This is a genomic window from Corynebacterium sp. CCUG 69979 (assembly GCF_024454095.1).
Taxonomy (GTDB): domain Bacteria; phylum Actinomycetota; class Actinomycetes; order Mycobacteriales; family Mycobacteriaceae; genus Corynebacterium; species Corynebacterium genitalium.
This window is the reverse complement of the sequence record NZ_JAGPZA010000025.1, coordinates 1-13,329: the sequence shown is the minus strand read 5'-3', so window position 1 is coordinate 13,329 and position 13,329 is coordinate 1. Positions and strand designations below refer to the sequence as shown.

Here is a 13,329-nt window from a genome sequence, read left to right as displayed (position 1 = left end):
GCAGGTCAAAAGAATGCGATCTAGCGAATAAGCTCGAGCAGTATTCCAGCGGCTAAGCGGAGGAGCGGGCGCCAGGGGAGCGGGGCGCACGGCTGGGAGGGGCAGGGCAGACAGGGGAGCACTGTAGTCAAGGCGCCAGCAACGTCCGGGCACGCGAAAGGCCCCAGCCGAAGCTGGGGCCATTCTCCAGAAAGAGAGACTACTTAGCGCTAGGCGCTAAGCGGCGTGTTTAGCGCTGGTCCTCCGGGCGGATGTCGCGCGCGGTCTCGTCGACAACGTTGCCGTCGGTCTCAATGCGCTCCTTGGCGACGTCCTCGGTGACCTGGTGGGTCTCACGAACGGTGTCCTTGTCCAGGGAGACCTTCTCGACCGGGACGGACTCCTTGGAAACGTTCACGCGGTCCTCGTGCAGGGTGACGGATGCTTCCTGCTCGCCGAGCTGGCCGTCGTAGTTAGCGCGGTCTGCCTCGGAGATCGGCTCGCGGGTAACGCGGACCTCTTCGCGCTCAACCGGAACCTCAACGGTCTCGGTCTCGTGAACGACGTACTTGCGCAGGCGGACCTGGCCGGACTCGACGCGGTCCTTGTCAACGTTCAGCTGCTCCTCGGAGCGAACGATGGAACCGTCGTTGTCTGCAGCAACGCCCTCGCGGTCAGCGAACTCAGCGCGGTCGCGGTCAGCAGCGTGCTCGCCGTAACCAGCGCCTGCACCGGCAGCAGCGCCAGCAGCCGGAGCGCCGGTCTCGTACTGGGTACGGTCCTCAACGCCCTCGAGGCCGTAGTGGCGGTAGAAAGCCTCCTGGTCAGCGTTGGTCAGGTGGCCGTTCTCGTCCAGGTCCGGGGCGTCCTCGATGCGGTCCTTAGCGAAGGCCAGGTGCAGCTCGCCGTCCTGCAGGGAGTGGCCGCGCAGCGGGACGATGGAGTCGCCGCCACCGAACAGGCCGTGGTTGACGGAGACGAAGTCCGGCTGGCCGGTGGTGTCGTTAACGTAAACGTCCTTTACGCCACCAACCTTGTCGCCATTAACGTCGTATGCAGTTGCGTTTGCAAGGTCTTCAATGCGGTTGTAGTCAGCCATGTTGGCGTGTTCTCCTTAAGTGGTTTGTCGAAATCGAACAACCACCAACGTAGCCATGGATCGCTGCGGCTGCACCGGCGGACCCCCACTGCCCATAGATCAATCGAAAGATTGAGGGCGCACGTCACAGAAATGGTTAATATGTCGCGCCATAAACGGTTACCAGCGCAAACGTGCAGGTGTGCACTCGCAGGTAACTAACGGACAGTCTCGCCCAGGTAACGAAAAGGTCACAGGCCGCCTGTAAACCCGATAATGTGAGATAAATCACATATCGGCGGAAAGCGGCACCCGGGAAAATTCGCCGTCGTTTTACGCGGAGGACCCTCCCGTGAACTAAGCCCGCACTGCCTGAATATCCCTCAAGTGCCGGTAGAACGTTACGCGGTTGGCGGCCCTCGGCGCCTGCGCTCCGTCGACGGTGACAGCGATCGCCGGCCCTCCGGCCTGGAGCGCTCGCCCGGACAACACGGTCGAGGGATCCGTAACCGACGGCGGCACGTCGCGCCGGAAACGCCGCCGCACTCCGGACGCGGGAGTCACCAGTTGGGCGGCGGCCAGGCCGGGCGCGCCAACTGTCGGCACGAGCCGCACCCCGTAGGGGCCCGGCACACCCGGCGACGCAGACTCGTTGAACAGCAGCACGTCTTGGTCGACAACGACCTCACCTATATATGGGCCTCCATCGGCGCTGCCAATAACAGCAGACCCGGCGACGACGACACCGGAGTCATTCCGAATGCACGGCAGCGGCGCAACGCCGCCCGACACGGCCAACGCGACTGCATCGGACGTAGATAGTTCAGACAACCCCCACAGCACCGCAGCCGGCGACCCCACATCAACGGGTACGTAGGCGACCTCGGCCCACATATAGTCGGCCCGCATCATTCGCGTCAGTACAGCTCCCAGGGCAGCATCAGACCCGGACACCACGACCCGTAAGCGCTCTAACGGCGCCTGCCCGGCCAACGCCGGCTCCCCCATGTGCGGCACCGACGGCGAAGATGTGATCTCCGCAAGGGAAGGAACAGTGCCACCGGGCAAAAGCTCCTCGGCCAAAGAGTCGAGGAAGGTGAGGTCGCGGCGGGAGGGGACGTCGGCAAGCAAATGGGCAGAAGCGCCTGGAACCGTGACCCCGGACGCGCACGCGCAATGAATGAGCTGCATGCGCATCACGCTACAATGACGCTGGAATTTGACGCGAACCAGCGCAAAGGAGCGAATCATGGCTGCGATCATCATTGTCGGCGCGCAGTGGGGCGACGAGGGCAAGGGTAAGGCCACGGACATCCTCGGCGGCAAGGTCGATTACGTGGTCAAACCCAACGGCGGCAACAACGCTGGTCACACGGTGGTCGTCGGCGGCGAGAAGTACGAGCTCAAGCTGCTGCCGGCGGGTGTCTTGTCTGCAAACGCGACTCCTGTGCTGGGCAATGGCGTGGTGGTCAACCTCGAGGCGCTGTTCGAGGAGATCGACGGCCTGGAGGCCCGCGGCGCCAATGCGTCGCGCCTGCGGATCAGCTCCAATGCGCACCTGGTCACGCCGTACCACCAGACGCTCGACCGCGTGCAGGAGCGATTCCTGGGCAAACGCGCGATCGGTACGACGGGGCGCGGCATCGGTCCGACGTATGCGGATAAGGTCGCGCGCGTGGGCATCCGCGTGCAGGACCTGTTCGACGAGTCCATCCTGCGCCAGAAGATCGAGTCCGCCCTGGACGTGAAGAACCAGATGCTGGTGAAGATGTACAACCGCAAGGCCATCGAGGTCGACGCGATCATGGACTATTTCATGGGTTACGCCGAGCGCGTCAAGCCCATGGTCATCGATGCGGAGCGCACGCTTAACGACGCCCTCGCCCAAAACCACCACATCCTCATGGAAGGCGGCCAAGCCACCATGTTGGATGTTGACCACGGCACCTACCCGTTTGTGACCAGCTCGAACCCGACGGCGGGCGGCGCGTGCGTCGGTTCCGGCATCGGTCCGACGCAGATCACGGGCGTGCTGGGCATTGTCAAGGCCTACACCACGCGTGTGGGTGCGGGCCCGTTCCCGACGGAGCTCTTTGACAAGTGGGGCGACTACCTGCAGGGAGTCGGCGGCGAGGTCGGCGTGAACACGGGGCGTAAGCGCCGCTGCGGCTGGTACGACGCCGTCATCGCCCGTTACGCCGCGCGCGTCAACGGCTTCACCGATTACTTCCTGACCAAGCTGGACGTGCTCACCGGCATCGGTGAGATTCCGATCTGCGTGGCCTACGACGTCGACGGTGTGCGCCACGACGAGATGCCGTTGACCCAGTCCGAGTTCCACCACGCTGAGCCGATCTTCGAGACCATGCCCGCCTGGGACGAGGACATCACCGGCTGCCGCACCTTCGAGGAGCTGCCGCAGCGCGCCCAGGATTACGTTCTGCGTCTCGAGGAGCTCTCCGGCGCCCCCATGTCCTACATCGGTGTGGGTCCGGGCCGCGACCAGACGATCGTGCGCAACGACATCATGGAGCGGTGAAAGCTTTTCGCTTTTCGACGGAGCCTTCCCAGTCGACTTTTTTGCTCCATCAAGGAATCTATTGTCATGGGGACTATCCGGCAATGTCCTGTACGTGATAACTTCTAAGCTGTATACCGCCTTGGAACAGGCGGAGGCGGCCATGTGGGCTCGGTGCGAGTTCCGGAGGAAGTAAAACGATTCTCACGGAAGATGTCCGGGTCTCGGGCCAAATTGCAAATCACGATTGGGAGCGACCCTTGAAAGATCAACAACGCGGCGTGCAAATTGCTGGCCCGCGAAGGACTTTGGTTGCCGTAGTGACGGCATTTGCTCTGTTCATTACAGGAGCCATGTTCAATCTTGTGCCGAGCTCGGAGGCCCAGAATGCTAACCCGGCACCGGTGACCTTTGGGCAGCCGACAGTGACGCAGAACGGTCAGCCGATTGACAAGCAGTTGGATACGCGTGACCGTGTGAGCCTCAGCTTCCCGTGGACGGCAAACGGCACCATTGAGCAGGGCCAGACAATGTCCATCGACTTCCCGACAGAGATCCTGCCGCCTGCTAACAAGCTGCCGTTTAGCGTTTCGGGTCAAGAGGCTGGGTCGTGCGAAGTGCAGGAACGAACCCTGGTTTGCACCTTCAACCGGGACATCAATCAGGATAGTGTGACTGGCTCGATCGGCCTGAATGTGGGGCTCGGTGAGACCCCGGGCCCGGATTGGAAGTTCAACACCGTACCGGGCGGTGAACCGCTCTCCGTTGCTATCCCTGGCGGCAGCGTGGTGCCGTACGTGCTGCCGGAAGGCAAAGAAGACCGCGTTTCGAAGTACGGAACCATCGATTACGCAAACAATGTCATCGACTGGACGATCATCATCCCCGCTGAGAACCTCACTGATGAGAACGGTCAGGCCAGGTCTGTCCGCATCACTGACCAGCTGCAAAGCCGAAACCACGCGTACGTCGGGTTTGATGACCCCAACAGGGTTGTCTACGTCTACCAGGAGGATCTGAGCCGCGAGAATCAGGCGTGGCCGAACAGCAACGTCACCGCCCAGGATGGGGGTCGCGGTTTCGCTGCGGACATCGCCCCTCAGAGCGGTGGCTGGAACCCAGAGTGGGACCTGAAGATCACCTACCAGACGGAATTCGTCGGTGACCCGAAGGACCGTGATAAGTTCGAAAACTCGGCGAACGTCGTTGTTACTGACTCGCAGGGCATCGAGACCACGACTGCGGCTGAGGAGCGCAACGCTGGGGAGCACACCTACGACGCCGCTGCTGCTGCAGCGGGTGCGGGTGTTGAGCGCGGCTCATTCGCATTGACGAAGACCGTGATCGGTGAGCAGGAGTGCATTGCACGAATCGAGGAGCCCTTTACGGTCCAGATCGACATCGACGTGACGGACTCAGTCGGGCCGAACTTCCAGTTCCCGGGAACGGTCAAGCAGACTGAGGCGCAACCCGCCGACGGCAAGATTTCTTATACTGCGGCCCTACGGCCCGGTACGACGCTCACCGGTTACGACTCACTGCCCCAGGGTTCCAAGGCCACCATTACTGAGGTGAAGCCGGACATCGCCGGTGTTGAATTCGCTGATCCGGAATACAGCCCGGGCCAGACCGTGACGATCGAGAACGCCGCAGAGAATGCGACTATCGAGCTGACCAATAGGATCGAGTCTTGTCCGCAGCCTACAACGGAACAACCGGTGCCGCCCACGACGGAGGACCAGCCGGAGCCGACGACAACGGACGAGGAGCCGGAGCCGACGACGACGACGGACGAGGAGCCGGAGCCGACCACCACGGAGGAGCAGCCGGAGCCGACTGACGGCTCGGAGAACCCGGAGCCGACGACGACGGACGAGGAGCCGGAGCCGACCACCACGGAGGAGCAGCCGGAACCGACGACGACGGAGGAGCAGTCGGAGCCGACGACGACGGAGGAGCAGCCGGAACCGACGACGACGGACGAGGAGCCGGAGCCGACCACCACGGAGGAGCAACCGGAACCGACGACGACGGAGGAGCAACCGGAACCGACCACGACGGACGAGGAGCCGGAGCCGACCACGACGGACGAGGAGCCGGAGCCGACCACGACTGACGTGGAGCCGGAGCCGACCACGACTGACGTGGAGCCGGAGCCGACCGACGGCTCGGAGAACCCGGAGCCGACGACGACGGACGAGCAGCCGGAGCCGACCACGACTGAAGACGAGCCGGAGCCGATCACCACGGAGGAGCAGCCGGAACCGACGACAACGGACGAGGAGCCGGAACCGACGACCACGGATGAGCAGCCGGAACCGACGACCACGGACGAGCAGCCGGAACCGACCACCACGGATGAGGAGCCGGAGCCGACCACGACTGACGTGGAGCCGGAGCCGACCACGACTGACGTGGAGCCGGAACCGACGACCACGGACGAGCAGCCGGAACCGACCACCACGGATGAGCAGCCGGAACCGACCACCACGGATGAGCAGCCGGAGCCGACGACGACGGACGAGGAGCCGGAACCGACCACGACGGACGAGGAGCCGGAACCGACCACGACGGACGAGGAGCCGGAACCGACCACCACGGAGGAGCAGCCGGAGCCGACCACCACGGATGAGCAGCCGGAACCGACCACCACGGATGAGCAGACCATCCCCGGTGGCGATGACGGCGAGACCGGTGGCAACGGTGACGGAACCAACGACGGTGACGATGACGTTGAGACCGGAGGCAACGGTGACGGAACCGACGGCGACGGCAACAACGGAGAGACCAACGACAACGGCGACGGTGAGACCGGCGGCAACAACGACGGGACCGACGGTGAAGACGACGGCGGAACCAACGGCAACAACGACCCCAACAAGGAAGGTTCTTCTGCCTTCCCGTGGTGGCTGCTGCTCCTGGTCCCGGTCATTCCGATCGGTAAGTGGTTGATCGACAACTTCCCGGGCGGTTCCTCGAACCCGGCACCGGGCAAGCCATCCCCGGGTGAGCCAGCGCCGGGCCGGGGAGATAAGCCCGCTACGGACGAGCCGGGTGGTTCGGAAGGCCAGGGTGACAAACCCAAGGGCAACCAAGGCAATGAACCCAAGGGTGGAAACGGCGACAAACCCCAGCAGGCTGAGTCCGGCCAGCCTGGACGAGCCCCTGGTGGGAAACTCGCACAGCCCGGTAAGCCGGGTGGCGGCCGCCAGTCCATCCAGTCTGTGCCGTCCGGCGCAACTGCGAAGAGCGGTAACGTCCCGGACTTCATCGGCTAAAAATTAACCGCTCACCGTGAAAGACGGGCTGAAGGGAGAGATCCTTTAGCCCGTCTTTTAGTTTCCTCCCAAGACAATGACAATTGCTTGGGTATCGATGTCCCTTTCCAGCCCAAGTATGATTTAGGATATTTCGCGATGAGTACTGCGACACCAAACCCCAAGAACCTGCCGGATCCGGAAGATACTTCCTACGAGAAGTACCCGGATGACACCCGGGAAAGCGAAGCGACCGAAAGCTCGAATAAGAAGCTGCCCCTGATCCTCGCTGCGCTAATCGGCGCAGTCGCCCTGATTTGCGCCATTGTTTTCATCCCGTGGGGAGGAAGCGACGACACAGACGAGGCGTCGGAGGCACCGCAGCCTCAGACGAGCGCGGCGCCCGAAATTATCGAGGACGGCTATGTCGACGATTCCGGTCAGCAAGAAGAGGAGCTCAAACCGGTCCCTCAAAGCCATGAGGACATCAATGAGATGGCGTTGCAGATGAGCATCGGCACCGCGCCGGTCGAGATGGTGGGCCTGACGGCTGAGGGTGCGCTCATTCCGCCGGAGGACGTCAGTCGTCTCGGGTGGTACGCGTCGTCCGCGATTCCGGGCGATCCGGAGTCGAAGGGGTCCACCGTGATCACTGGTCACGTGAACCACCAGACGCAGGGCCAGGGTTTCGCTTACAACTTCACGCAGCTTGCGGCGGGCGATGAGGTCTCCGTGCTTATCGACGGCACCACCCACACCTACCGCGTCACCAAACCCCCCTTCCGCGCCTCCAAGGAAGGGGCTCTGCCTGAAGAGGTGAATGATTCGACTGGTGAGAACAAGCTCGTGTTGATCACATGCGGTGGTGAGTTCGTCGGTGGAACGCTCGGTTATGCAGACAACGTATTCGTTGTTGCAGAACCAATTTAAGCCTTGCTCAGGAATTTCGTAGAAAGTTCTCCGTCAGCCTTTACATATAATTGAAAACTGGGTACGATGCTCAACGTGCTCTGACAGTTACCTAAGAATTTAAACTAAAACTGTGAGCGACGTTCGAGACGTGCCGATCACTCTTGTCGGTATCGCCATCAGGACGAAACAGATATCGACTAATCAAGGAGTGATTCATGGACGCGCAGCGTAGTCTCGTGGGCCGTAAAGGCCTGCGTGCAACCCTCATCGCGTTGGTGACGGTTTTCGCCGTCTTCGTCGCTGCAGCTTTCGGGGGCAATGTTGTTCCCACAGCTAACGCGACTGAAGATGGGCACGTTCACGGCGAGTCGGAACAGGCCAAGACTGCCGAATCCGAGGCTGAAGAGCGTGCCGAGCAGCACGAGTCTGAGCGGGCGCACACTGATGGGGAACCGGGCGAGTTCCACATTAAGAAGGAAATCGAAGACTCGAACCTGGCTCACGAGGATAAGCCTGACGCAGAGACGCAGCTGAAGGACGCCACCTTCGAGGTGACCATGGAGTTCGAGTTCCCGGAGGGGCAAACCGCTCCGGCGAAGCTTGGGCTGGATGGCAACAACACGAAGACCGTGGATCTCCGGGTTGGTACTGGTGCCTACGCTGATAAGAGGGGCCTGGCGTTCTCGGACATCCCGGCAGGCACGAAGGTGACCCTCTCGGAGACCGGCAAGCCGGAGCTCGATGGCTTCCACTTTGACGAGGAGAAGTTCATCGCTGAGCAGGTCTCCCCTGGCGATAAAAGAGTTCTGAAAAATGAGGGCAAGACCGTCACCATTGAGTTCGAAGGCGACGATTGCTTCGAGGTCACGCTGACGAACCCGATCAGGAAGACGGTTCCGGGCGAGTTCCACATCAAAAAGCAGATCGACTACTCGAAGCTGACCGATGAGGATAAGGCTAAAGCGAAGGAGCTTGCGGAGGGGAAGCAGTTCCCGGTCAACATGACCTTCGAGTTCCCGGAGGGCACCAACCGTGAGGCTGTGCTTGAGGGTAAAGAGTTCGAGCTCGTTGGAGACAACAAGGCGCAGGTGAAGCTCAACGTCGACGCAGACCCCGAATCCTACGCAGCTGTCGGCGGCGACGAGAGGGGTATCGCATTCTCGCACCTCCCGATCGGCACCAAGGTGACTTTCTCTGAGGGCGAGAAGCCTAACCTCGGGGGCTTCGGTTACGGCGAGGAGGTCTTCATCGTGAAGGAAGGCCACCCCCACATCAAAGACAAGCCTGTGAAGGATAAGGGTAAGACGGTCACGATCCAGATCAAGGGCAATGACTGCTTCGAGATCGCCCTTTCGAACCCGATCACGTCTGGAGCCACTCCGGGCACCGATACCCCGGGCACCGATACGCCGGGCACGGACACTCCGGGCACCGATACGCCGGGCACGGACACCCCGGGCACCGATACGCCGGGCGCGGACACCCCGGGCACCGATACGCCGGGCGCGGACACCCCGGAGGAGCCGGGAAGCTCCGATGACAAGAAGAACCTGTGGTGGCTCCTGCTTTTGGTTCCGGTCATTCCGGGTCTGATCTGGCTGTTCAACCAGGGTCCGGGTACGTCTTCCACCCCGACGCCGGGTAAGCCGGATGACAACCCTCAACCGGGTAAGCCGGGTGACACCCCGCAGCCAGGCAAGCCGGGTGACAACCCGAAGCCCGAAACGCCGCGCGAGGGTGACAAGCCCCAGCAGGCGCAGCCTGGTACTCCCGAACAACCGGTGAAGCCTGGTGCGCCCAGCGATGGGCGTCAGCCGATTCAGTCGGTGCCGTCTGGTGCGACTGAGAAGGGCAATGGAGTTGCTGATTTCATCGGCTAGGAGCTAACCACTACCTAGAAAAGGCGAGCTGAGGGAGCGTTCCCTCGGCTCGCCTTCTATTTCCCGTCAAGTGGGTGAGGATTGCTTGGATATTCAGGGCCGATCTTGACTCTTTCAAGGCTTGGTTACTGAATCAATGAACATGGAGCTGGCCGTAAAGAAGCGGGTGGACTGCGTTCAGTAGTCGACCCACTTGATTGTTCTTATCCGATGAAGCGCGCCGTTCGATCCGTCAACGCCGTCGCGCCGGACGGCACTGATTGAATCGGTCGCCGTCCCTCTGCGGATGGGGCAGTGGGGGGACCAGAAGGCTGAACACCTTCAGAGGCAGGCCGGCCAGACGCGGGAGCGGACGGGGACTCACTTGGATAAGTAGCCGGCAACGGAAGCTTTGACGGCGCGGTATCCGTCTCAACCTTTCCAGAGCTATCCGTCGTTGTAGGCGTGACTGCGCTGGAAGGTGGTGGAGCTGTCGGGGGCTCCGATGGTGCCGACGAATCTGGCGGTGTCGGAGCTGTTGTCGGAGCACCGGTGGAGCTGGTGGTCGGCTCAGCGCTCTCCTCGGTGGCAATGGGGCTAGCCGGTGTGCTTTCTTCGGTGGATTCCGGGGATGGTTCTGGGCAGGACGCATCGGGAATGAACGTAAACGAATGGAAGACGACCTCGTCCGGTTGAGCCTGAGGATAGAGTTCCTCATTCGCTGCGGAAGTCCACAGATTGATGTGTAGCTGTTGGGTGCCGTTGTCGATCGGTACCCGTTCCGTCGCTGTGACATCGCTCAGTATAGTGCCGTCGGATGTTGTCGTCGTCACGCGGAGAAAGCCTTCGCGCCACTCGGCGACCGTGGTCAACCTCTGCGGCCCCTCGGGGATATCGAAGCCGCTGATAAACATGCCGTCACCGGGTTCCGGGGCCTTGGTCAGATCGTCGGGATAGTAGGTGACACCAGCATGCGGCAGTGCCCAGTCTTCTTCGCCCCAGCGGCTGATCTCGATGAAATCGATTTCAGTGAACCCGCCTTGGGTGATGTGCGTGTCGTCGACCTGTGCAGCGAGATCGTAGAGGAAGATTCCCAACACGCTACTGGGGTCCATGTGGTCGAAGTCGGCAGAGTATTCGAGCGTGTAGGTTCCATATCCCACCGATTCGGTGGTCATCAGCTCCACACCGCCGCGGATTCCTTCGTTGCGCACGGCGAGGTCCCCCGCATCATTCACTGAGGCACCGTTAACCCAGTTGCCGATTTCTTCTCCTGGAGCGGCTGCTTGCGGTCCGCCCCATGGCATGTAGTGGTTTCGTTCGCGAATGCCCCATTCGAAACCGGCCCAGTTAAACGTATTGAAGTCGTAGTCGGTGCGGAATCGAGCGCACTCCTGGGAAACGTTGTGCGCTGGATCGTCAGGTTCAGCGAAGCTCATTGGCGGAAGCGTGATCGCTGCCGCGAGCGCGACAGCGAAGGCACGGTGGACAGCACGTTTCTTCATTACCCGGCTTTCTTCTTCTCGAGGGTGAGCATCGTGTGGGGCGCGTTGGTCCCCGTATATTCGAGCGGAACAATCGACGGGTTTAGCGACTTAGGCTTGCTCAAGGAGGTACGAAGCATGCACCGATGGCATGTAGTTACCGCGTCAATCATATAGGGACTGATCGTGCCCGCAACTCCTGATTGTGAAAGTCCCGAAGTTTTCATGGCGTGAACCTGGACGGAACCTGACGCACTTTGTAGAAGTGTAGGCCCGAAGCGCGGAAAACTTGCACATCATTTGGGAAACTTTGGCGCTCGGTTATATGTAACCGCCGGTCACTGAGCTGGGAGAGGGGGTGCGCTAAAAGAATGTTGGCGAAGACTTGACCTATTAATCAACAGTGCTACGATCTCAACCGTCTCTGTCAACATGCTTAAAACAACGTCATAAGAGGCAGAGGATACGAGTTTACGGCGGTACCGAGCACTCCTTTTCGGTATTGAGCCGAATCCTAACTAGAGGAAGCAGGAGTGAACATGAACAATCAGAATGCAGCCGGCATGACAGTCGGCCTGCGTCGAACGCTGATCGCTCTGGTGACAGTCGTCGCCGTAGTGATGGCAGCAGCGTTCGGTATGAAACAAGTGCCGACGGCTAACGCCGATACGGTGGACGTAACCATCTCGGATGTAACTATCACTAAGCAGGCTGAGCCGGGGGACGAAAACCCCAACATTGTAAAAGGCAATAACGTCTCAGTTTCCATGAACTGGGCTGCAAACGCTCCATTCGAAGCGGACGATACATTCGAAGTGGCTTTCCCGGAAACGTTCAAGCCCCAGGCGGGAACAGAGTTCGACCTTAAAGATGAGGGTGGCGTCGTCGGTGGTACGTGCTCTGTGGCGAACGGCGCCCAGACCCTTGTTTGTACGCTGAACAATGCATTCCAGGAAAAGGACAACGTCAAGGGCGTCATCGAGCTGCGCGCCCAGGCCGAAAAGGCCAATACGGAGGAGAGCTACCCGTTCACGGTAAATGGCAATCAGGAGCGCACCGTCAGTGCGAATGTGCCTGGTGGTGTGAAGGATCAGGGCAAGATCGACAAATATAACCCAGTCGACCAGCTGGAAAAGAGTGCTCACATTGCAGGACTCAGCGACGAGTACCTCCTCTGGAACGTCCTAATCCCGTATGACTCATTCGCGGGCTCCGATCAAATCGTGATCAGAGATACGCTTACGAGTGATAACCACAAGCACATCAACGCCATCGAGCCCGTTCAGGGGGAAGAACGTAGGGGTGCTTCCCAACGAAACCTCCAGAACCAGACTCATCCTTTGAATCCAAGTTTCGAGATCTTGAACAACGGCAAGGAGCTGGCGGTTACGATCAAACCGCTCAAGGGGAAGGATCCTGAAACTGGTGTAGACCACACTGGTGAGTGGCAAGAGGGCCAGGATATTCACCTGACTTACTGGACCCAGCGTTTGAACCCGGTCACTTTGGAAGGTGGCACTTACTCGAACACTGTCGAGGTGACGGCCGGTGAAACCACCACTAGCGCTGAGGCGGAAGTCTTCTGGAACACCGAAGGCTACGGCACCATCGAAGGTGTCAACACGGGTTCCTTCTCACTGACCAAGAAGGTTCAGGTCGAGGGCGGAGAGGCCTGCGGTGCTCTTGGGGGAGCTGGCTACCGAGTCAACGTGAAGATCACCCTGCCGGAAGGCTTCGAGGAGAACAAGTACCCGGAGAGCGAACGCCGTGGTGAGCGCGATGGAAAGGTGATCACCTACACCGACACCGTGAAGAATGGCCACACTATCCGCGGTTACGACATGTTGCCGGCTGGCACCGTAGTCGAATTCAGCGAGGTTCAGCCGGCGATCGAAGATGTTACCTTCGAGGCGCCCGCGTTCTCCCAGCAGCAGATCACTATCGAGAACGAGAATGCCTCGAACGTTGCTGTGACGCTCACCAACTCTGGGCAGTGCACCCCGCCGACTACTACGTCGGAGGAAACCACCCCGCCGACTACTACGTCGGAGGAAACCAGCCCGCCGACCACTACCTCTGAGGAAACCACTACTTCGGAGGAGACCACTACCTCTGAGGAAACCACCACGTCGGAGGAGACCACTACCTCTGAGGAGACCACTACCTCGGAGGAGACCACTACCTCTGAGGAAACCACCACGTCGGAGGAGACCACTACCTCTGAGGAGACCACTACCTCGGA

General features: G+C 60.7%; 8 protein-coding genes. 5 read left to right on the top strand and 3 right to left on the bottom strand.

The features are described 5' to 3' along the window. Nucleotides 1–229: 229 nt before the first annotated feature. Both KBX18_RS10825 and KBX18_RS10820 read right to left on the bottom strand, forming a co-directional pair. The gene (locus KBX18_RS10825; protein ID WP_255996114.1) at nt 230–1,078 is read right to left on the bottom strand and encodes a DUF2382 domain-containing protein; all 849 of its coding nucleotides are present in this window, start codon (nt 1,076–1,078) and stop codon (nt 230–232) included. Nucleotides 1,079–1,414: 336 nt separating this feature from the next. After that, nucleotides 1,415–2,248, bottom strand: a complete 834-nt coding sequence (locus KBX18_RS10820; protein WP_255996113.1) for a hypothetical protein — start codon at nt 2,246–2,248, stop codon at nt 1,415–1,417. Nucleotides 2,249–2,306: 58 nt separating this feature from the next. Between KBX18_RS10820 and KBX18_RS10815 the strand changes: the two genes are divergently transcribed. From KBX18_RS10815 to KBX18_RS10800, 4 genes are all read left to right on the top strand, one after another. Next, entirely contained in the window at nt 2,307–3,596 is a 1,290-nt protein-coding gene (locus tag KBX18_RS10815) for an adenylosuccinate synthase (protein WP_255996111.1), read from the top strand. A 299-nt stretch (nt 3,597–3,895) separates the two neighbouring features. After that, nucleotides 3,896–6,853, top strand: a complete 2,958-nt coding sequence (locus KBX18_RS10810) for a hypothetical protein (RefSeq protein ID WP_255996109.1) — start codon at nt 3,896–3,898, stop codon at nt 6,851–6,853. A 138-nt stretch (nt 6,854–6,991) separates the two neighbouring features. Next, nucleotides 6,992–7,762, top strand: a complete 771-nt coding sequence (locus KBX18_RS10805; protein WP_255996107.1) for a class F sortase — start codon at nt 6,992–6,994, stop codon at nt 7,760–7,762. 197 nt (nt 7,763–7,959) lie between these two features. Further along, nucleotides 7,960–9,624 carry a DUF5979 domain-containing protein gene (locus tag KBX18_RS10800; protein ID WP_255996105.1) on the top strand — a complete coding sequence of 555 codons (1,665 nt, stop codon included), beginning with the start codon at nt 7,960–7,962 and terminating at the stop codon, nt 9,622–9,624. 203 nt (nt 9,625–9,827) lie between these two features. On the opposite strand, the gene KBX18_RS10795 is transcribed toward KBX18_RS10800, so the two are convergent. After that, entirely contained in the window at nt 9,828–11,108 is a 1,281-nt protein-coding gene (locus tag KBX18_RS10795) for a hypothetical protein (protein WP_255996103.1), read from the bottom strand. A 518-nt stretch (nt 11,109–11,626) separates the two neighbouring features. Here KBX18_RS10795 and KBX18_RS10790 point away from each other — a divergent pair. Then, nucleotides 11,627–13,329: Ig-like domain-containing protein (locus tag KBX18_RS10790; RefSeq protein ID WP_255996101.1), on the top strand; the 1,703-nt coding region annotated here is incomplete at its 3' end.